This is a genomic window from Dolichospermum sp. FACHB-1250, from assembly GCF_014696335.1.
GTDB lineage: Bacteria > Cyanobacteriota > Cyanobacteriia > Cyanobacteriales > Nostocaceae > Dolichospermum > Dolichospermum planctonicum.
Window position 1 is genome coordinate 57577 of sequence record NZ_JACJPZ010000020.1, and the last position, 18291, is coordinate 75867.

General features: G+C 35.1%; 23 protein-coding genes and 2 pseudogenes. 15 read left to right on the top strand and 10 right to left on the bottom strand.

Going from position 1 to position 18291, the window contains the following annotated elements; genetic code table 11:
* Nucleotides 1–113: 113 nt before the first annotated feature.
* Both crtO and H6F39_RS09275 read right to left on the bottom strand, forming a co-directional pair.
* Nucleotides 114–1811: pseudogene (gene crtO / locus H6F39_RS09270) on the bottom strand (beta-carotene ketolase CrtO); the annotation flags it as partial.
* Nucleotides 1812–1950: 139 nt separating this feature from the next.
* Complete coding sequence (locus tag H6F39_RS09275; RefSeq protein WP_190396605.1) at nucleotides 1951–3333, bottom strand: cytochrome P450; 1383 nt, start codon at nucleotides 3331–3333, stop codon at nucleotides 1951–1953.
* Nucleotides 3334–3778: 445 nt separating this feature from the next.
* Between H6F39_RS09275 and H6F39_RS09280 the strand changes: the two genes are divergently transcribed.
* From H6F39_RS09280 to H6F39_RS21145, 6 genes are all read left to right on the top strand, one after another.
* The gene (locus H6F39_RS09280; protein ID WP_190396594.1) at nucleotides 3779–5992 is read left to right on the top strand and encodes a phosphoketolase; all 2214 of its coding nucleotides are present in this window, start codon (nucleotides 3779–3781) and stop codon (nucleotides 5990–5992) included.
* A gap of 148 nt (nucleotides 5993–6140) precedes the next feature.
* Nucleotides 6141–6854, top strand: a complete 714-nt coding sequence (locus tag H6F39_RS09285; protein ID WP_190396595.1) for a hypothetical protein — start codon at nucleotides 6141–6143, stop codon at nucleotides 6852–6854.
* 12 nt (nucleotides 6855–6866) lie between these two features.
* Complete coding sequence (locus tag H6F39_RS09290; protein WP_190396596.1) at nucleotides 6867–7415, top strand: DUF488 family protein; 549 nt, start codon at nucleotides 6867–6869, stop codon at nucleotides 7413–7415.
* Nucleotides 7416–7424: 9 nt separating this feature from the next.
* Complete coding sequence (locus tag H6F39_RS09295; protein ID WP_190396597.1) at nucleotides 7425–7862, top strand: DUF488 family protein; 438 nt, start codon at nucleotides 7425–7427, stop codon at nucleotides 7860–7862.
* A 541-nt stretch (nucleotides 7863–8403) separates the two neighbouring features.
* Nucleotides 8404–8631 carry a hypothetical protein gene (locus H6F39_RS09300; protein ID WP_190396598.1) on the top strand — a complete coding sequence of 76 codons (228 nt, stop codon included), beginning with the start codon at nucleotides 8404–8406 and terminating at the stop codon, nucleotides 8629–8631.
* A gap of 22 nt (nucleotides 8632–8653) precedes the next feature.
* Nucleotides 8654–9055: a PIN domain-containing protein gene (locus H6F39_RS21145; protein ID WP_370539378.1), complete on the top strand. Its 402-nt coding sequence runs from the start codon at nucleotides 8654–8656 to the stop codon at nucleotides 9053–9055.
* Between the two features lie 158 nt (nucleotides 9056–9213).
* Here the strand turns inward: H6F39_RS21145 and H6F39_RS09310 are convergent, their stop codons facing one another.
* Complete coding sequence (locus H6F39_RS09310; RefSeq protein ID WP_236097114.1) at nucleotides 9214–9540, bottom strand: hypothetical protein; 327 nt, start codon at nucleotides 9538–9540, stop codon at nucleotides 9214–9216.
* Between the two features lie 109 nt (nucleotides 9541–9649).
* On the opposite strand from H6F39_RS09310, the gene H6F39_RS20680 reads away from it, so the two are divergent.
* From H6F39_RS20680 to H6F39_RS09340, 6 genes are all read left to right on the top strand, one after another.
* Nucleotides 9650–9820 carry a hypothetical protein gene (locus tag H6F39_RS20680; protein ID WP_236097113.1) on the top strand — a complete coding sequence of 57 codons (171 nt, stop codon included), beginning with the start codon at nucleotides 9650–9652 and terminating at the stop codon, nucleotides 9818–9820.
* 139 nt (nucleotides 9821–9959) lie between these two features.
* Entirely contained in the window at nucleotides 9960–10178 is a 219-nt protein-coding gene (locus H6F39_RS09320; RefSeq protein ID WP_190396599.1) for a type II toxin-antitoxin system HicB family antitoxin, read from the top strand.
* On the top strand, nucleotides 10179–10397 hold the full coding sequence (locus H6F39_RS09325; protein WP_190396600.1) for a type II toxin-antitoxin system HicA family toxin: 219 nt from the start codon (nucleotides 10179–10181) through the stop codon (nucleotides 10395–10397).
* A 289-nt stretch (nucleotides 10398–10686) separates the two neighbouring features.
* Nucleotides 10687–10776 carry a type II toxin-antitoxin system ParD family antitoxin gene (locus H6F39_RS21150; protein ID WP_370539377.1) on the top strand — a complete coding sequence of 30 codons (90 nt, stop codon included), beginning with the start codon at nucleotides 10687–10689 and terminating at the stop codon, nucleotides 10774–10776.
* Nucleotides 10777–10951: 175 nt separating this feature from the next.
* Nucleotides 10952–11206: a DUF2281 domain-containing protein gene (locus H6F39_RS09335; protein WP_137907881.1), complete on the top strand. Its 255-nt coding sequence runs from the start codon at nucleotides 10952–10954 to the stop codon at nucleotides 11204–11206.
* Nucleotides 11193–11606, top strand: coding sequence for a type II toxin-antitoxin system VapC family toxin (locus tag H6F39_RS09340; protein ID WP_137907880.1), 414 nt, complete (start codon nucleotides 11193–11195; stop codon nucleotides 11604–11606). Before H6F39_RS09335 ends, H6F39_RS09340 begins: the two co-directional genes overlap by 14 nt.
* A 64-nt stretch (nucleotides 11607–11670) precedes the next feature.
* On the opposite strand, the gene H6F39_RS09345 is transcribed toward H6F39_RS09340, so the two are convergent.
* Nucleotides 11671–11964: a HigA family addiction module antitoxin gene (locus H6F39_RS09345; RefSeq protein ID WP_137907879.1), complete on the bottom strand. Its 294-nt coding sequence runs from the start codon at nucleotides 11962–11964 to the stop codon at nucleotides 11671–11673.
* 10 nt (nucleotides 11965–11974) lie between these two features.
* Nucleotides 11975–12268, bottom strand: a complete 294-nt coding sequence (locus tag H6F39_RS09350; protein WP_347238702.1) for a type II toxin-antitoxin system RelE/ParE family toxin — start codon at nucleotides 12266–12268, stop codon at nucleotides 11975–11977.
* A gap of 379 nt (nucleotides 12269–12647) precedes the next feature.
* On the opposite strand from H6F39_RS09350, the gene H6F39_RS09355 reads away from it, so the two are divergent.
* Nucleotides 12648–13241: a Uma2 family endonuclease gene (locus tag H6F39_RS09355; RefSeq protein ID WP_137907877.1), complete on the top strand. Its 594-nt coding sequence runs from the start codon at nucleotides 12648–12650 to the stop codon at nucleotides 13239–13241.
* Nucleotides 13242–13407: 166 nt separating this feature from the next.
* Here the strand turns inward: H6F39_RS09355 and H6F39_RS09360 are convergent, their stop codons facing one another.
* Nucleotides 13408–13668, bottom strand: a complete 261-nt coding sequence (locus H6F39_RS09360; RefSeq protein ID WP_190396601.1) for a type II toxin-antitoxin system RelE/ParE family toxin — start codon at nucleotides 13666–13668, stop codon at nucleotides 13408–13410.
* Between the two features lie 5 nt (nucleotides 13669–13673).
* Complete coding sequence (locus H6F39_RS09365; protein ID WP_137907875.1) at nucleotides 13674–13913, bottom strand: hypothetical protein; 240 nt, start codon at nucleotides 13911–13913, stop codon at nucleotides 13674–13676.
* Nucleotides 13914–14170: 257 nt separating this feature from the next.
* Between H6F39_RS09365 and H6F39_RS09370 the strand changes: the two are divergent.
* Nucleotides 14171–14308 (top strand): annotated as a pseudogene (locus tag H6F39_RS09370) (hypothetical protein); the annotation flags it as partial.
* A 37-nt stretch (nucleotides 14309–14345) separates the two neighbouring features.
* Here the strand turns inward: H6F39_RS09370 and H6F39_RS09375 are convergent.
* Both H6F39_RS09375 and H6F39_RS09380 read right to left on the bottom strand, forming a co-directional pair.
* Nucleotides 14346–15923, bottom strand: coding sequence for an N-6 DNA methylase (locus H6F39_RS09375; protein ID WP_137907874.1), 1578 nt, complete (start codon nucleotides 15921–15923; stop codon nucleotides 14346–14348).
* Between the two features lie 155 nt (nucleotides 15924–16078).
* Nucleotides 16079–16279 (bottom strand): hypothetical protein, encoded by a 201-nt coding sequence (locus tag H6F39_RS09380; protein WP_137907873.1) that lies wholly within the window; start codon nucleotides 16277–16279, stop codon nucleotides 16079–16081.
* Nucleotides 16280–16406: 127 nt separating this feature from the next.
* On the opposite strand from H6F39_RS09380, the gene mnmE reads away from it, so the two are divergent.
* The gene (gene mnmE, locus H6F39_RS09385) at nucleotides 16407–17801 is read left to right on the top strand and encodes a tRNA uridine-5-carboxymethylaminomethyl(34) synthesis GTPase MnmE (protein ID WP_190371846.1); all 1395 of its coding nucleotides are present in this window, start codon (nucleotides 16407–16409) and stop codon (nucleotides 17799–17801) included.
* A 51-nt stretch (nucleotides 17802–17852) separates the two neighbouring features.
* Here mnmE and H6F39_RS09390 read toward each other — a convergent pair whose 3' ends face one another.
* Nucleotides 17853–18116: a hypothetical protein gene (locus H6F39_RS09390; protein WP_190396602.1), complete on the bottom strand. Its 264-nt coding sequence runs from the start codon at nucleotides 18114–18116 to the stop codon at nucleotides 17853–17855.
* Between the last annotated feature and the right edge of the window lie 175 nt (nucleotides 18117–18291).

Consider the following 18291-nt stretch of genomic DNA (forward strand, 5'->3'; position numbering starts at 1 on the left):
AAATTTAAAATCAGAATAAATACGATTTTTTGAGGTATTGTAAAAATTATAATTCTCTAATGTATAAAAACTGGTGCGTTACGCTGCACTAACGCACCCTACGTCTGTATTACTTAACTAATCCCAAAAACCGAACCAACTGTGGACTTAATCGAATTTCCTGCATCTTTTAAGGCCTGACTGAATGGTTGCTTATTTTGCAAAAATACCCGCGCACAATTGCGTCCTGGCATTCCCGAAATTGAACCACCTGGATGTGTACCAGCACCAGTTAAAAACAGATGATCAATGGGGGTTTTATAATTAGCTAATTCGGGCAAAGGTCGGAAAAAGATCATTTGATCCATAGTCATATCAATATGATAATAATTGCCTTTATATGCTCCTAATCTTTCCCCTAATTCTGCTGGACTTTCTACCCTTCTAGCGATGGTTGCTTTTTTCACATTTGGGGCATAAGTTGCTAATTTATCAACCACTCTATCAGCAACTTGATTTTTCAAATCATCAGTCCAACCTGTACCTTTTAAACCTGTACTTTTTGCACCAGCAATTTGATAAGGAGCGAAAAATTCAATCCATAAAGTATGTTTCCCTGGCGGTGCTAAACTAGGGTCAAGGGCGCTAGGCATAACCACATACATCGAGGGGTCAGAATCGGGAATTTCGCCGATTGTACATTTATTATGAGCCTGTTCAACATGATTCATAGAATCGGCAATTAAAATTGAACCAATCAGATATTCATCTTTATGTTCATGATGAGAAAAATGCAAAGGTTCATCTAATGCCAAATCTATTTTGAGGATGGTTTCATTATTGTTGATAATGCGACGTTCTAGCCTTTCCCATAAATCAGGGTCAACTGCATCAATATCACTTTTTTCAGTCATTTGTAAGAATAATCTTTGGGCATCAATATTAGAAATTACTCCATGTTTAGCCATAAATTCCTTACCACCAGTCACCCTGACTCCTACCGCTTTACCATCATCAATTAAAATCTTTTCTACGTGCTGGTCTGTGAGAATTACCCCACCTTTACTATTAACTAATTTCACCAATGCTTGCACCAATGCACCCGTACCGCCGCGAGGTCTAGCCATACCAGGATGATGGCGCATAGCCATCATCATGACTCCAATTGCCAGATTTTTTTGTGAAGGTGGCGCACCTAATTCTGATGCTAATCTTGATAGGGGTGCTTTTAAAAATTCTTCATCAAACCATTCATTGAGAATATCCTCCGCACTATTTAACATTGTGCGCACAAAATCGAAACTTTTCGCCGGAGAACCGACAACAGAAACTAAATCTTTAACTTGTTGGAAATTGTAATTACCAAAAATATCTATAATTGACTTTGGCGAGGCATTAAACATGGGAGTCATGGCGTTAATTGCCCGTTGCCAATAATTGGTAAATTCGGCGTATTTTTTAGCATCTCGTTGATTATAACGAGCGATTTCTGCACAGGTTTTTTCTAAGGATTTATGTGCCAAGAAATATTTACCGTCCGGGTGAGGACAAAATACAACTGGGTCACATTCTAGATATTCCAAGCCGTATTTTGTCAGTTCTAATTCTTCTACCACTGGACCTAAATGAATAAATTCATGGTCAATGGCACACAAATTAAATTTAAACCCTGGTACTTCTGGGATACATTCTTCAGTTGTAGCAGCACCACCGGGGACAGGACGTTTTTCTAATAGCAGAACACTATAACCTGCTTTGAGTAAATAAGCCGCACAAACTAAGCCGTTGTGTCCAGCACCGATAATAATAACGTCGTATTCTTGCATATCTTGATAAGATAAAAACCTGGCTCTTTTATATTATTATATTTAATATATTTAGGGAATGTAAGCAAATGTTAAAAAAAGTGGAAGATAAACCTAAATCCCCGACTTCTTAAGGAAGTCGGGGATCTTGTTGGTTGTTAGTGTATCAAACTGCTGCTGCTTCTAAAATTGCAGATTTTGGTTGACGAATATTTTCAATTTCTAAAGTTATCGGACTACTCGGTCCTGTCACTAAACCCCGTCTTTGAGGTTTGATTTCATGGGTATCAACTAATTTCATTGACCATGTTTTTAGGACTTTTGCTAAGATCAATTTCATTTCCATTTGGGCAAATGCTAAACCTATACAACGTCTTGCACCACCACCAAAAGGTAGAAATTCATAAGGTGAAAATTGTCTTTGTAAAAAGCGTTCTGGCTGAAATTTCTCATGTTCAGGATAAGTATCTTCGCGGTGATGAGCTAAATAAATTGAACCCATGACAATTGTACCTGGTTCGAGTTGATAACCACAGAGAGAAATAGGGGTTTTAACCCTTCTAGGAAAAGTTAACATTCCCACGGGACAAATCCTTAATGTTTCATTACAAACAGCAGTTAAATATGGCAATTTAAAGACAGTATTAGAATCATAATTTTCTCCTAAACTATCCAATTCTGCTAATAACTTTTCTTTAACTTCTGGGAGTTTATGAATCCAGTAAAAAGCCCAAGAAATAGCTGTAGCTGTAGTTTCATGACCTGCGACTAATAAAGTCATCAATTCATCTCTTAATTCTGCATCAGTCATAGGTTGACCGTTTTCATCTTCAGCAGACATAAGTAAATTAAGGATATCTGTCCGATTAGGATCGAAATTTTCTCTTCTTTCTCGAATTTCCTGATAAATAAGTTGGTCAGCTTGTTCCTGTTTCTTCATTTGTCGTTTCCAAATTTCTGAAATCCCAAAGGTTTCTTTTAATTTGGGAAAATAGAGAAAAATAACTCTCCAAGGAGTGCTACCCTGTTCTAAAATTGCACAAAGTAAATGTTTAAGTTTTTCTGCTCGTTCTCCTTCATAAAGGCCAAAAACAGCTTCCATCATTACCTGAAGAGTGATATCTTGGGTAATGTTCCTAATATTAAAAGATTGATTTTTTGGTTGTTGATTAAAAACTTTTATGGTAATATTCTCAATTAATTCTGCGTAAGTTCGCATTCTTTCCCCGTGAAAAGGAGGCATAATTAATTGACGTTGACGTTGATGTGCTTTACCACTAAGACTAATGACAGAATTTTTGCCCAGTAAATATTCAAAAATACTGTTTAAATCTCCTGGTGCTTCCAACTCTTTTTGATCATTACTTAACACCTGCTGCATTGCTTCAGGAGAATGAACAAATAACATCGGTGGTAAATTACCCTGTAATTTTAGAGCAAAAACATCTCCATAATTTTTAGCACATTCCATCATATAAGGCATAGGTCTGAATATCCAGTTTAAGACTTGAATAATAGATATTCCTTTGGGTTGTGGTAGCATTTGCATCATATTCTCCTGTTGTTATCAAAAAAAAACAATTCAATTATATACATAATAACTCAACTTCAAGTATAAATCATCTTGGGGTAATTATAACTTTTCAGCCAGAAAATCTAAAAACCAAGCGAATTATTCTTAATTTCTATCTCCAGATACTTGTCAACAACGATATTTCAATACCATAGAAACAAGAGATTGATTCCCTTTTGCTTCCCTCTTTCTTCCTCCTTCCTGTACTTTGTACCTATCCTTACGGAACAATCCGCGAACGTAAATGTAGTTAATTTCATCAATATCTACAACTAAACACAAAATAACGGAAAAATCAATCATCACTTAGTTATAGTAATTTTCAGAAAAAGCAATTAATTATTAGAACCTTAAAGATGTAAAATATTTATTAAATTAAACCAGAATCTCTAGTTTTTTCGATTTTATTAAGGTACTCAGCATGACAGCAATTACGCAAAATACGGCTTCCGCAGTTCCGAATTTTTGTCTAGGGATACAATATTTTGGGGAAGTATTGCCAGATTTTCAAACTTATGGTACAGTACCAGCGATCGCATCTGGTCAAAAAGCAGTAGCAAATCCTACCGATACAAATGCAGTATATCAAACTTTATTGGCTGCTGATGCCCTGCGCTACCTGACGCTACAAATCACTGGTAGTAAGGCTTCTGGACACCCCGGTGGTTTTGCCAGTCAAGCGGAAGCTTATGCAGCTTTGGTCATGCTTGGGCATAAAAACATTATCACCGAAGTGGGACACCATGCCCCTGGTTTTTATAGTGCCATGTTTTTAGACCGATCTTTAGAAGACATGGGCATTTCTACAGTACAACAATTGCGCGATCGCTTTCGGGAAAAACACGGATTATTAGGACATTTATCCGGTTATATTCCCGGTATTTTAGCACCTGCCGGACCTTTAGGACAAGGGCAACATTTCGCCATGGCCGCCGCATTGTTACACCGTGACAAACTCTTCCCCTTTACAGTGGGAGACGGAGGACTAGGTGAACCCTACATCATGAGTTCCATGGCACATTTTAACACCGCTTACCCCACTGTCACCAACTTTTTACCAGTTTTAGTGTGGAATGGTTACAGCCAAGAACATCATAGCATGGTATCTTTAAAAACTAACGACGAAATGATCGCCTATTGGAAAGGTAACGGTTTTACCGAAGTCGTGTTAGTCAATGCTAAAGACTTTGATGATCAAAACCAACCCGGTGATTATGTGGATAGTACCGCTTTCTCCTTCCAAAAACGGTTAGAATTTACCAAAGCCGTACTAGTAGGCATGGATAAAGCTGCCCGTTCCGCTTTAAGTGGCACATTAACAGTATTTATTATCAAACAACTCAAAGGGGCAGGGGTTCATGCTTTAGGTGCAAAATCCCATAATTTATATCCTAAAGATACCTTAGACGCGCCCCATATTGTCACCGCCTTACAAAAACGGGCTTTATGTGCCGAGGCATGGCAAACAGTCCGTACAAATGCGGAACGGGCAGGGGGTGGACCAGCAGCGAAAACCGCAGTGACAGAATTTGAATTACCCTTAGCAGAAATTGGCGAATTACCATTAGAAGAATATGCAGTGGGCGGAGAACCAAAAGTTTCAACCACCGCAATGGGAAGGTTAGTAGGAATAGTAGGAAATAAAGATAAAAATTTCCTGGTAACAAACGCCGATGGTAACGAAGCATCAGGAATTGCTAACATTAACCAGGCATTAAAAATCAACCATCCTACCACCGATGAATTATATAATCAAGCTCCAGGAGGTCAAGTTTACGAACCTTTGAGCGAAGATGCTTGTGCCGGATTAGCCGCTGGTTTATCCTTAATGGGGGCGAGAACTTTGTGGTGTTCTTACGAATCTTTTGCCATCAATGGATTACCAATTTGGCAAACAGTCACCCAAGCAATGGCAGAATTAAGACGCAAAACACCGTCAACAATTACATTATTTACAGCCGGGGCATTAGAACAAGGACGCAACGGTTGGACACACCAAAGACCAGAAATAGAGGCTTATTTTGCATCATTGATGAGAACAGGAAATGTATTTCCCTTATTTCCTCCTGATGCTAACAGTATTCAAGGTTGTTATGACTGGGCTTTGCAAACAAAAAATAAGGGCATTGTCATCACTGCCAGTAAGTCTCCTTTACCCATTAGAACGACTTTAAAACAAACGGAAGAAGGGCTAGAAAAGGGCGCGATTTTATTACATGAAATTGCGGGAGGGAAGACGGTTGTATTTGCTGTCATTGGCGATATGACCTTAATTCCTGTGTTTGAAGCAGCCGCATTTTTAGAAACTGAAGGTATAGGAGTGAAGATTATTTCTATTATTAATCCTCGCCGTTTATATCGTCCTCATGATACAGCTTGGGATACTTGTTCTGAACCTGATAACGGTTTTTTAAGTGATGCCGATTTTGAGCAATTGTTTGGTGGAGATGCCTTAATTGGTGTTACAGGTGGTGCTGCGGCGATGTTAGAACCAATCATGTTACGCAGTAATTGTAAGCGTGATTCTTTCGCCTGGAAGCGTGGGGAAACTACGGCTAGTGCGGGTGAGTTGATGGCTTTTAATGGGTTGACTGCGGAAGCGTTGACTAAGCGGGCTATTGAGTTGGTGCATTAAGATTTACAATCTCTAGCTTTTACGTAAATACACGCATAAAATACAAAAATCCTAATTGCGTGTATTTACTCTTTCTATTGTTCACTATAGCTGGTACTCGTAAGAATGTAGGGTGATTTAAAATAACAAATACCATCATAAAAAAGCAATGAGAAAGATAATATTTGTTACTGGTGTTACAAGAATGAACCAGGGATTTGTATGTGTAAGTGGTATAGACGATCAAGGTAACTTTTTAAGACCACAAATTCAGTATCCTCAAAGATCAGGTATCAAGCAGGAATTTATTTACGTTGAAGGACAATTAATAATAAAACCTCTTGCTAAAGTAGAACTAGAGTTTGTAAAGCCTATCCCTAAGTCAATATTTCACACAGAAGACTGGGAAATAGATGGTGAAGTTAAACCCAGATTAGTAGGTATACCAAGTGATAATGAAAAATTAGTTATTCTTAATCAAAAGACTGATTTTTCATTAGAACAAGCATTAGCTGAACAATCACGTTCAATTGTGATTGTCAAAAGCCGTGAAGTTCCTAAGATTGAAGTTAGAACATGGGACGATAAGTTAAAATGTCACTTGTCATTTTATGATGAGTTTGGTGATTATCATGATCACTTACCAGTAACAGATGCAAACTGGTTAGCTGCTTGTAAGTTTCTTTGGAAAACAGACCAAGCAAATTTAAAAGCAAGATTGACTAAAGCATTGCAAGGGAAAGATATATTTATTAGAATTGGTCTGACAAGAGAGTGGAAAGGTCAGAATTGGCGACAAGTTTCTGGTATTTTTTCAGTACCAGATTGGTTAAAAGGAAAATGTTTTGCTGATTTTGATTATGATTTTAGCGACTATGTATGACACAAATAAACAATGAATAACCATAAAGACTTAATTAAAAATAACACTCAATTAACCTTATTTACTATTGGCCATTCCAACAACAGCATTAATAAATTTATAGAGCTTTTGAAAGCCAATAAAGTTTTGTGTATTGTTGATGTGAGAAGTAGTCCCTATAGTAAATACAACCAAAGTTTTACTAAAGAAAACCTATCTTCAGAATTGCTCCAACACGGCATTGAGTATATTTGGATGGGAGATACTTTGGGAGGACGTAGAGATGAATTAGAAAATTCTAGAGGGTTTAGGCAAGATGATAAATATGATTCAGACCAGAAATATAATACTGGAATTCTAGAACTTATGAGTGTAGCGTTCTCTAAAACAACTGCAATAATGTGTAGTGAAGAAGATCCTCGTGACTGTCATCGGCACAAAATTATAGCTAATACTTTATTGCGAAACTTACCAAAAGATTATAAAATTAATAATGTAAGAATTACTCATATTCGAGCTAGTGGTAAACTAGAAGATGCTTCATTAGTTCAAATTTACTTTCAACTATCATTATTTGGCTAGTTACACAATATGGCAATTATATACACTATCGGATTTACCAAAAAATCGGCAAAAGATTTTTTTGAATTATTAAAAAAAGAAAAAATTGATTTAGTTGCTGATGTCCGTCTTAATAATACTGGTCAGTTAGCAGGGTTTACGAAAAAAAATGATTTAGAGTATTTTCTTAGCCTTGTAGAAATAAAATATGAGCATTGGACTAATTTTGCACCGACTAAAGAGATGCGTGATAAATATCATAGTGCTTGGAATTGGGAAGAGTATGAATGTTCATATCGAAGTCTTATTCAAAAGAGAAATGCCTTAGAAAAGTTAAACAAACCACTCCTTAAAAATCAAAAAATATGCTTATTATGTTCTGAACATACACCTGAAAAATGCCATCGAAGAATAGCATCAGAGATGTTATCTGATATGGTTAGTGGTACGAAAATAGTTCATCTTTAGTTTTAGATTAGCAAGTAGGTTAGGTTGATGCAAAGAAACCCAACAATAATGATCTAAAAATCAAATCTCTTCCTCTCTTCCTTCGTGTACTTCGTGTCTTCGTGGTTCATTAAATAGTAGTAAGTTAGGTTAACCCAAGAAAACCCAACATCACCCAAACCACCGAAGCATCACGAATAGTTTTTTCTACCAATGGCAGAAAATGACAAAAACCGCCATGATATAAAAAAGTATATTCAAGAAGTCACATTATGAAAAGTATGAATATTTCCTTACCTGACACCATGGGCGATTATATAGAAAAGTAGCGCAAGGTGGTTACAGCAGCGAAGCGTGAATATTTTCGGGAATTAGTGCGACAAAACCAAAAACTCCAAAGTAAAAGAACAATTACAAACCCTGCTCTTAGAAGGATTAAACTCAGGAAATGCAACAGAAATGACAGCACAAGATTGGGAAGATATACCTCAAGCAATGTGAGCAGTAGATTATAATAAAATCATACCCAAATAACTCAAGTTAGGAGTTGAAATAATTAATAATGCTGCAAATAATCCAAGCAACCTGTATCAACGGAGAACTTATTTTAAGTGAAAAACTAAGTTCCGAATTAGAAGGTAAAACCATACAAATTATGATTCTCGAACCCAGCGAATCTACACAACCAATAGATTCTCAAGAATCGAAAATACAGCAATTCTTAGCGCGAGTTAATAACTACTCCTTCCCACTTCCCCCAGACTACAAATTTAATCGAGAAGAAATTTAGGACAGATAATATCATAAATAATATCTTTCTCGATAGTAATCTCTGGATTTATCTCTATGCTAAAAATCCGCCAGAAAAATCTCAGCAAGTTGCAGAAATAATTAAAAATAATTATTCATCTCTGCTAGTTAGCACTCAGGTTTTAGGAGAATTATTTCATGTTTTAACTAGAAAAAAATTCACATCAAAAACAGATGCAATTACAATCATATCAGATATAGTGAATACTTTTCCGGTTCAGGCAATTAACACAACAGAAGTTATACAAGCATTAGAAATCAATGCAAAATATAACTACTCTTATTGGGATAGTTTGATTATAGCTACAGCTTTATTAAGTGAATGTTCCATCATTTACTCAGAAGATATGCAACATAATCAACTAATAGAGAATAAGGTAAGAATTATCAATCCATTTGTTTGATTTCATATCTTTTTAATTCCTGTAGGGTGGGTTATCAACAATATAACCCACCATTAATAACCCTACTAGCTATTGATATCATTGCATACTTGATGGGATTGAATTTACCAATGTTTCAAATTGATTATTTTCTTCAAAAAAACATAAAGCATCTTTACTTAACACGCTTCTTCTTCCAAATTAACCCACTCGTCAACCAATTCTAAATCACGTTCTGCTCTTTGAATAGCTCCTTGTTTTAACTGTTCTTTGAGATTAGTAAATTTGTGATAATTACCATTTGCATATTCATCACGGACTAATTGAATTTCTTTTTTAGTCTCTTCATTTTCTCGCCAACTTTCCTCTTTAGCATCAGCGATCGCTTCATCAAGAATCTGCCAAAGGTGCTGTTTTTCTGATAAACTTAGTGCATTTAAGGAGTTAATTAGTAACTCCATCGGAATGAATAGATTTAAGCCAGTCTGTGACATAGTTTTTATCATGATGTGATAATTTCTTTACATTATATCAAATACGAATAGTTTTTTCTACCAATGGCAGAAAATGACAAAAACCGCGATGATATAAAAAGTACATTCAAGAATTCACATTATGAAAAGTATGAATATTTCCTTAACTGACACCATGGGCGATTATATAGAACAACAGGTAGCGCAAGGAGGTTACAGCAGCGAAGCGTCAATATTTTCGGGAATTAGTGCGACAAGACCAAAAACTCCAAAGCAAACGAACAATTACAAACCCTGCTTTGAGGAGGATTAAACTCAGGAAATGCAACAGAAATGACTGCACAAGATTGGGAAGATATTTGTCAAGCAGTTCGTGAAAAAACTAATAAACTTCACTTTGAAGTTTAGCAGTGATATATTAAATTTAAAAAAGACCTCCCAAAAAAAACGCTATGAAATTTCAAGTAATATTCACCTATGATGCAGAATATCTAGGTTACATTGCTGAAGTACCAGAACTTCCTGGTTGTGTCAGTCAAGGTAAAAGCTTAGATGAAGCAATTGAAAATATCAAAGATGCTATCAAAGGCTATCTTCACGTATTAGAAAAACATGGGAAACCCTATGTAACCAAAGAATCTCAATCTTTTGTAGGGGAAGTAGTAGTATAAATGGGACGCTTATCAAATATTTCCGGTAAACAAGCAGTCAAAATCTTTGAAAAATTTGGCTATGCTGTAGATCATCAAACTGGAAGTCATATCATACTTTGGCACGAATCAAAACTTATTTTATCAGTTCCCAATCATAAAGAACTAGCACCAGGGTTACTCAGAAGTTTAATTAGACAAGCAGGAATTACCGTAGATGAATTTTTAGGAAATAAGTAATACTCTCGGTGGGTTAGCAACAATATAACCCACTATTAATAACACTAAATTACCACCCAAAAACCCTGTATCTGTTCACATCATCTCACCCAACCATCACCAATTATCATGTAAATAAGAGAAGACAATAGAACCATCACAGATACACCACCGAAAAATTCACCTCACCTGAGAATTATTAAAAGTATATTTAGCCACTAAAACTAATTATCATAAATACTTATTTCATCATGACACAAAATGACAAAAACTACCATAATACAAAAAAGTACATTCAAGAAGTCACACTATGAAAAGTATGAATATTTCCTTAACTGACACCATGGGCGATTATATAGAACAACAGGTAGCGCAAGGAGGTTACAGCAGCGAAGCGTGAATATTTTCGGGAATTAGTGCGACAAGACCAAAAACAAAAAGCAAATGAACAAATACAAACCCTGCTTTGAGGAGGATTAAACTCAGGAAATGCAACAGAAATGACTGCACAAGATTGGGAAGATATTTGTCAAGCAGTATAATAGTAATAACATAATTCAAAAAAGGCATTAATTATGGATATCAAACTTGCAGAAATATCTCAAGAAATTAACCGCTTACCAGAAGAAGCGCAAATCTTACTACTAGATTTTATTCAACTACTCAAAAAACGTTATCCACAACCAGAAAATCATCATCAAGAAAAAACCATCTATGAAAAATTTGATGAAATTGGATTAATTGGTTGTTGTGGTGTGGAAGAAAATTTATCAACTACATATAAAGACGTTCTATCTAATACATTACCCAACAAATATGATCATAGTTGATACAGGATTTTGGTTAGCTCTTATTGATCAAAAAGACACCTACCACGAAAGAGCAAAACAGGCTTTAAAAAAATACAATGAACCTTTAATTACAACATGGTGTGTTGTCACAGAAACCTGTTATCTTTTGCTAACTCGCAAAGGAGTTCAAGCTCAAGTTACTTTTTTAAATAGTCTGGAACAAGAATTATTTACAGTTTTTAATTTAGAATCTCACCATACTCCACGCATTATCCAATTAATGGAAAAATATGCTAATCTACCGATGGATTTAGCTGATGCTTCCCTAGTAATTTTAGCAGAACATTTAGGACATGGACGCATTTTTTCAGTAGATCAGCGTGACTTTAATACCTATCGTTGGAAACAAACTTATCCTTTTGAAAATTTGCTATTTTGAGTTAATTAAAAACTGATACATCAGGAAATATTCACCTCACCTGAGAATTATCACCCGAACCATTTTAACTAATTTCAATAGGTGAAATATTTTTCCATTCTTCAGATTCATTTTTAGCACACCAAAGGTCAAACTTCTGTTGAAGATTTAACCAAAGTTCCGGCGTAGTTTGAAAAGCACTTGCTAACCGTAAAGCAATATTAGGTGTGACACTTGCACGTTCATTTACAATTTCTGAAACCGTTTTGCGAGACACACCTAAAATATTAGCCAATTCTGTCACCGTCATATTTAAAGGTTCTAAATATTGACGTTTAATCAAAGCACCAGGATGTCTAGGTTTTCTGTTAGTATTCATATTCATAATCCTAATGATAATCCTCGTAATTTACGTCGTAAGCATCCCCATCTTGAAAAACAAAAGTTAAACGCCAATTACCAGAAACCGTAACTGAGTATTCACCTTTTCTATTTCCTATTAATTGATGAAACTTAGAACCAGGAAAATTCATATCTTCAGCTACAGATGCAGCATCTAGTCTATCTAATAAATCTAACAGTTTTTCAGCATGATTCGGATTAACCCCACTTCTATTATCATCTTCAAACAGCTTTCTTAACCCCTTATGCTTGAAATTTCTAATTATAAGTAAAATAACAATATCTACTGTAAACTATAAGGTTACACTTGTCAATCCATAACATACGCTAAATTTGGTAATTTTGAAAACTCATTGATTAATATTTACAATACTTTACAAATCATCATCACTGTTATCATGGCAGTAATTAGGTTAGGTTGACGCAAAGAAACCCAACATAACCCACTGTTAATAACCCTAAATTACAACCAAAAAACCCTGTGTATCTGTTCACATTATCTCACCCAACCATTACGAGCGATTACTAGAGCGATAGCGAAGCGCTGCTGTAAGTAGTTCGCAGCATGACAGATACACCACCGAAAGATTCACCTCACCTGAGAATTATCACCTGACCATGAGTTATAATCAAGATTAAAGTCATAACCATAAAATTACTATGACTATCCAAACCTTAGACAAAACCACCACAATTTCCGAACAGCAATTTCTTCTACCTGGCCATTACACCTGGAAAGAATTTGAAATAATAGAAACCTTAACCGCAGACGCAGCAGGTTTGCGGATAACTTATCTTGATGGGTACATCGAATTTATGACGCTGAGTGAACAACATGAAATGATTAAAACCATTCTTGGTTTTTTACTAGAATTATATTCCTGTGAAATAGGCATAAATCTGATTCCAGTAGGTAGTGCTACTCGTCGCGCAAAAGAAAAAAGTGCTTCCTTTGAACCTGATGAATCTTATTACATCGGAGAGAAAAAAGCAAATCCAGATTTAGCAATTGAAATTAATATTACCAGTGGCAGTATTGATAAACTTGAAAAATACAAACGGTTTAATATTACCGAAGTCTGGTTTTGGGAAAATAATCAATTGTCTCTATATTATCTTAAAAATGATAATTATGAGCAAATTAATCAAAGTGAATTATTGCCAGATTTAGATATAGATTTATTGGCGAGTTGTGTTTTAATGCCTTCCATTATTGATGCAAGAACAGCATTTATTAAAGGTATTAAAAAGTAGTAGTTTGTAGGTTGGGTTGACACAAGGAAACCCAACAATACCCACCATTAATAACACTAAATTCCAACCCAACAGCCCTGTATCTGTTTACATTATCTCACCCAACTATCACCAACTATCTTGTAAACAAGAGAAGATAATGAACTATTAGCCAAGAAAATGGGTACTACTTTTTATAAACATCACGACGATGCTTACACTGAAGAAGTAAAACAATTAATTGCTCATCTTGAATTTCATAAACCAAACGATAATCTCCTATTCTAATCCGATATTCATTGTCATATACTTTCAAGTTGACAACCCCATCAGGACGAGGTTCTTTCGCAAGTTGGGAAATCTTATCATATACACGCTCTTGTATATTATTAGGAAGATTATCTAATTGTTTTTGAATAGATTTAGTGATAATAATATCGTAAGTCATAGTATCTATTTTCTCTGATTTAGATACTGTTCAAAAGTCATATATTCCCCATTTGCATATTCATCACGGACTAATTGAATTTCTTTTTTTGTCTCTTTATCTTCTCGCCAACTTTCCTCTTCAGCATCAGCAATAGCTTCATCAAGAATCCGCCAAAGTTGCTGTTTTTCTGATAAACTTAGCGCGTTTAAAGAGTTAATCAGTAACTCCATCGGAATGAATAGATTTAATCCACTTTCTGACATAGTTTTTATCATAATGTGATGATTATTCTAATTATATCAAATGATGGTGGATTAGTCTATACAAACCCTGTATCTGTTCCCATCATCTCACCCAACCATCACCAGCTATCATCTAAATAAGAGAAGACAATAGAACCATCATAGATACACCAACGAAAAATTCACCTCACTTGAGAATTATTTAGAAGCAGAATTATTAGAACAATCTCAAAATATTTTGCGGCGATATCTGAGTTTAAATAACAATTGATTGTCTTATGTTACACAGTAATTGTAAGCGTGATTCTTTCCCCTGGAAGCGTGGGGAAACTACAGCTAGTGCGGGTGAGTTGATGGCTTTTAATGGCTTGACTGCGGAGGCGTTGACTAAGCGGGCTATTGAGTTGGTGCATTAATATCATATTTTGATTTTGTAGGGTGTGTTAGCGATCGCTAATTCACCTGACAACAGGTTGAAAGCATATTCATAACAGATGTATCTACCAGTTTATAAGATATCTGTTTATTCACATATTTCATAATAGAATCAATAATTTCTTGTTGCAAAATTTCACATAATGCTTTTTGATTATCTTCCTTTATTTCTAATACTAATTCTTGAGTTTTCCAAGAGATATCTTTCATAGTATCTTCATCAGGTAAAATTACAGGAGTTTTTAAAATATATTTAGCAGAATTATTAGCAGATGGATTAATAGATTTTAAACATAACCAAAAAACCGGAGAATTACAATAAGCTAATAGAAAATATAAATCAACAGAAGATTTAGGAAAAATTCCTACTATAGATTGGTCAAAGAGACTTTCCTCAATTAATGCTGCTGTAGGACGTTTAGATGTTACCATTGGAAAACCAATTCCTGTTTTAAAGTAGTAGGAAGAATTTTGAAATCTTGATTTTTTATTATTTTTATAATATTCAACAGTTTCCCAACTCCAATCTACATACCATTGAGTAGGTTTAATGAAATTAAAACCACCACCTTTAAGAATAGGAATAAAATGTTTTGTTCCTGCTATTCCCTGTAAAGGATTTTGTAATGTGGAAGGTGTAGATTCAATAGCATTAGGATCAACCAATAAATAATCGGTAGAACCTTTAACAGAAGTTGATGCTTTACGCAAGAATATTTTATCATTTCCTGAATAAAACCCTGTTACACAGTCAGCAATATCAGCCATTTTAGTTATATTATTTGATAATTTATGAAAAACTGATTCATTAGCCGATATAGGAATAGATAGAGATTCACTATTAAAAATATCTTTCTGAATGATATTATTACCATTAGATTTCATATTTGGAGATTCTGTAAAATCCCCCAAAGAGTCAACAAATCTTACAGAAAAAGAATGGTTGTATTTCGGTTTCTCAGCACGGATAGAAATAATACAAAGACCAGCATAACCAAATGAAATACCAGGAAATAGAGATGAACGAAAGACATCTATACTTTCAATTGTAAATTGTTCGAGAATATAACGTCTAATAGTAATATAACTGTGAAGATACAAAAAAGTGTCAGGAATAATAAATACAAGTCTTCCTTTTTCTGCAAGTAATTTGAGACAACGTAGCAAAAAAACAGTATATGTCTCTTTAATATAAAATCCCGGATATTTTCTTTTTAATTCTGTACGACGATCATATTCTTGCCAACCTCCATAGGGAGGATTACCTAAAATTTTCGTAAATTTATAACCAAAATATTCACATAGATCTAAATCTCGGCAAAAAATTGTGTCACGCTCTCTTATCTCTACATTTTTAAATTGGCTAAACTTTAATCTGAGTTTTTTTGCGGATTCAGGATGTAATTCATAAGCAACAGATGATATATTTTTATTAGTTTGAAGTGCTGCTTCTAAAAGATGTCCTTCCCCAGCAGATGGTTCAAGTAGTTGATCATGATTCTCTAATTTCAAAAGTGAAACCATATAAGAAGATAAAGATTGATCTGATGTCAAATAAATTTGGTATTGATCTCTATATTTTGTTTCCATTACCATTGTAAATATCCCATTAAATCAGATTTCTGAAGATCACTTACTGTTGTACTTAATAAATCATTTTTGGTTGATTTAGTAGCAAGTGAGTTGGGTTTACTTGCGTCAACCCAACAATACCCACAATTAATAATCCTAAATTACAACCTAAAAACCATTTAAGGATCTTCTGGAAACACCCATTTCGGTGGTTCTGTCATTTTTTTCCGCAATCTTTCTTCAGCTATTTCTAGCATTTTGTCTAGGGAAGTTTCGGAGATAAATTTTGAAGTTGATTCTCTAAACTCGATATTCGGACATTTATCACCTAAAACACACCCGTTAACACAGGCTTCAGCACAGTTAATTTTTTGTTCCATAATTAATTCCTCAAGAATTTTTACTATTATTGGTAATGGGTAATTACCTCATTTCTTTCTTAAACTAGTGTACTGTAGAGGTTTAAGATTGCGCTTTTCCTCTATCCCTGAAGTAGAATAACCCTTCATGTCCGAATTATTGGCTAATACTGGAACTATTGCGGCGATCGCTACTGCTGTTGTCCCTCAACAAGGTAGTGTAGGTATTGTGCGGGTTTCTGGTGATCATGCCATAGCCATCGCTCAAACTCTATTTTATGCCCCGGGGCGACAAATTTGGGAAAGTCACCGGATTCTTTACGGTTATATCCGTCAACCTCAAACAAAGCAAATTATTGATGAGGCTTTATTATTGATCATGAAAGCCCCCCGTTCTTTTACCCGTGAAAATGTCGTAGAATTTCATTGTCATGGAGGAATTATAGCGGTACAACAAGTATTACAATTATGCTTAGAAAATGGCGCAAGATTAGCCCAACCGGGAGAATTTACTTTAAGAGCATTTTTAAATGGTAGATTAGATTTAACCCAAGCGGAAAGTATCGCTGATTTGGTGGGAGCAAAATCACCTCAAGCTGCTCAAATGGCTTTGGCTGGGTTACAGGGTAAATTAGCCGAACCTATTCGCAAATTACGGGCTAATTGTTTGGATATTTTGGCAGAAATTGAGGCCAGAATTGATTTTGAGGAAGATTTACCACCTTTAGATCAAAAAAGAATTATTACCGAAATTGAGCAAGTGACCGGGGAAATTAGTCAATTATTAACCACAAAAGACAAAGGTGAATTATTACGAACTGGTTTAAAAGTGGCGATAGTGGGGCGGCCCAATGTGGGAAAATCAAGTTTATTAAATGCTTGGAGTCGGAGCGATCGCGCCATTGTCACAGATTTACCAGGAACAACCCGTGATGTGGTAGAATCTCAATTAATTGTAGGAGGAATTCCCGTACAGGTGCTAGATACAGCGGGGATTCGGGAAACAACAGATCAAGTAGAAAAAATTGGTGTAGAGCGATCTCATCGTGCTGCTAATGCTGCTGATTTGGTATTATTGACTATTGATGCTACCGCAGGTTGGACACCAGCAGATCAAGAAATTTATGTACAAGTAAAACACCAGAATGTAATTTTAGTAATTAATAAAATTGACCTGATTTCATTAGCAGAACAAGAAAACCTTAAATCCCAAATTCTAAATCCTAAATCCCAAATTGTCACAGCCGCAGCCATAAATCAAGGAATTGATCGGTTAGAAATGGCGATTTTAGAAATAGTTCAAGCCGGAAAAGTTCAAGCCGCTGATATGGATTTAGCAATTAATCAACGCCAAGCAGCAGCTTTAATAAAAGCGAAAAGCGATTTAGAACAACTGCAATTTACAATCACTGAACAATTACCCTTAGATTTTTGGACAATTGATTTAAGAGGTGCAATTCAAGCATTAGGAGAAATCACTGGTGAAGAAGTTACAGAATCAGTTTTAGATCGAATTTTCAGTAGGTTTTGCATTGGTAAATAAATCAGATCAGTTCATATTTTTTATTCAGTAATATCGCTATTTTAATATTTCCTAACATTTAGTTGTATTGGGATTTTCAAATTTCCCAGGTTCACTAACGAACAATTGATTTAAAATCACCTTACCTGAAGGATCTATTACCTCTAATCTGATCAATTCCCGTTGCACAATTTGCCAAGAAACTCGATATTTATATTTAGCATTGATCCATGTGAATACCGGACGCGCTTGAGTACCAGATGCTTTAGCCCCAATTAAACAAATTTGTTTACCTGTTTTTAGATTTAACCCACATTCCGCACCCTGAACTGTCACAGATCAAAAAAGCAGAGATAGTAGTACATAATAACTAACGATCAATTAAAGAGAAATAAGCTTAATGAGAATACATATCATTAAAAGGGGGGTGGTGTGAGAAAGTAAAGTTTCCTAAGGAGTCCGAATTCAAGATGATTAAAAAATTTATTATTCAGAAAGCAAGAAATGAGAG

What these genes read in the sequence shown, in the direction of transcription:
- H6F39_RS09335 (WP_137907881.1), top strand. Translation starts at nt 10,952, where the DNA reads ATGGATATCAAACTTGCAGAAATATCTCAAGAAATTAACCGCTTACCA.
- H6F39_RS20680 (WP_236097113.1), top strand. Translation starts at nt 9,650, where the DNA reads ATGAAAAGTATGAATATTTCCTTAACTGACACCATGGGCGATTATATA.
- H6F39_RS09325 (WP_190396600.1), top strand. Translation starts at nt 10,179, where the DNA reads ATGGGACGCTTATCAAATATTTCCGGTAAACAAGCAGTCAAAATCTTT.
- H6F39_RS09295 (WP_190396597.1), top strand. Translation starts at nt 7,425, where the DNA reads ATGGCAATTATATACACTATCGGATTTACCAAAAAATCGGCAAAAGAT.
- H6F39_RS09280 (WP_190396594.1), top strand. Translation starts at nt 3,779, where the DNA reads ATGACAGCAATTACGCAAAATACGGCTTCCGCAGTTCCGAATTTTTGT.
- H6F39_RS09285 (WP_190396595.1), top strand. Translation starts at nt 6,141, where the DNA reads ATGAGAAAGATAATATTTGTTACTGGTGTTACAAGAATGAACCAGGGA.
- H6F39_RS09300 (WP_190396598.1), top strand. Translation starts at nt 8,404, where the DNA reads ATGCTGCAAATAATCCAAGCAACCTGTATCAACGGAGAACTTATTTTA.
- H6F39_RS09355 (WP_137907877.1), top strand. Translation starts at nt 12,648, where the DNA reads ATGACTATCCAAACCTTAGACAAAACCACCACAATTTCCGAACAGCAA.
- H6F39_RS09360 (WP_190396601.1), bottom strand. Translation starts at nt 13,668, where the DNA reads ATGACTTACGATATTATTATCACTAAATCTATTCAAAAACAATTAGAT.
- H6F39_RS09275 (WP_190396605.1), bottom strand. Translation starts at nt 3,333, where the DNA reads ATGCAAATGCTACCACAACCCAAAGGAATATCTATTATTCAAGTCTTA.
- H6F39_RS09345 (WP_137907879.1), bottom strand. Translation starts at nt 11,964, where the DNA reads ATGAATACTAACAGAAAACCTAGACATCCTGGTGCTTTGATTAAACGT.
- mnmE (WP_190371846.1), top strand. Translation starts at nt 16,407, where the DNA reads ATGTCCGAATTATTGGCTAATACTGGAACTATTGCGGCGATCGCTACT.
- H6F39_RS09380 (WP_137907873.1), bottom strand. Translation starts at nt 16,279, where the DNA reads ATGGAACAAAAAATTAACTGTGCTGAAGCCTGTGTTAACGGGTGTGTT.
- H6F39_RS09290 (WP_190396596.1), top strand. Translation starts at nt 6,867, where the DNA reads ATGAATAACCATAAAGACTTAATTAAAAATAACACTCAATTAACCTTA.
- H6F39_RS09310 (WP_236097114.1), bottom strand. Translation starts at nt 9,540, where the DNA reads ATGATAAAAACTATGTCACAGACTGGCTTAAATCTATTCATTCCGATG.
- H6F39_RS09320 (WP_190396599.1), top strand. Translation starts at nt 9,960, where the DNA reads ATGAAATTTCAAGTAATATTCACCTATGATGCAGAATATCTAGGTTAC.
- H6F39_RS21150 (WP_370539377.1), top strand. Translation starts at nt 10,687, where the DNA reads ATGAAAAGTATGAATATTTCCTTAACTGACACCATGGGCGATTATATA.
- H6F39_RS09340 (WP_137907880.1), top strand. Translation starts at nt 11,193, where the DNA reads ATGATCATAGTTGATACAGGATTTTGGTTAGCTCTTATTGATCAAAAA.
- H6F39_RS09375 (WP_137907874.1), bottom strand. Translation starts at nt 15,923, where the DNA reads ATGGTAATGGAAACAAAATATAGAGATCAATACCAAATTTATTTGACA.
- H6F39_RS09365 (WP_137907875.1), bottom strand. Translation starts at nt 13,913, where the DNA reads ATGTCAGAAAGTGGATTAAATCTATTCATTCCGATGGAGTTACTGATT.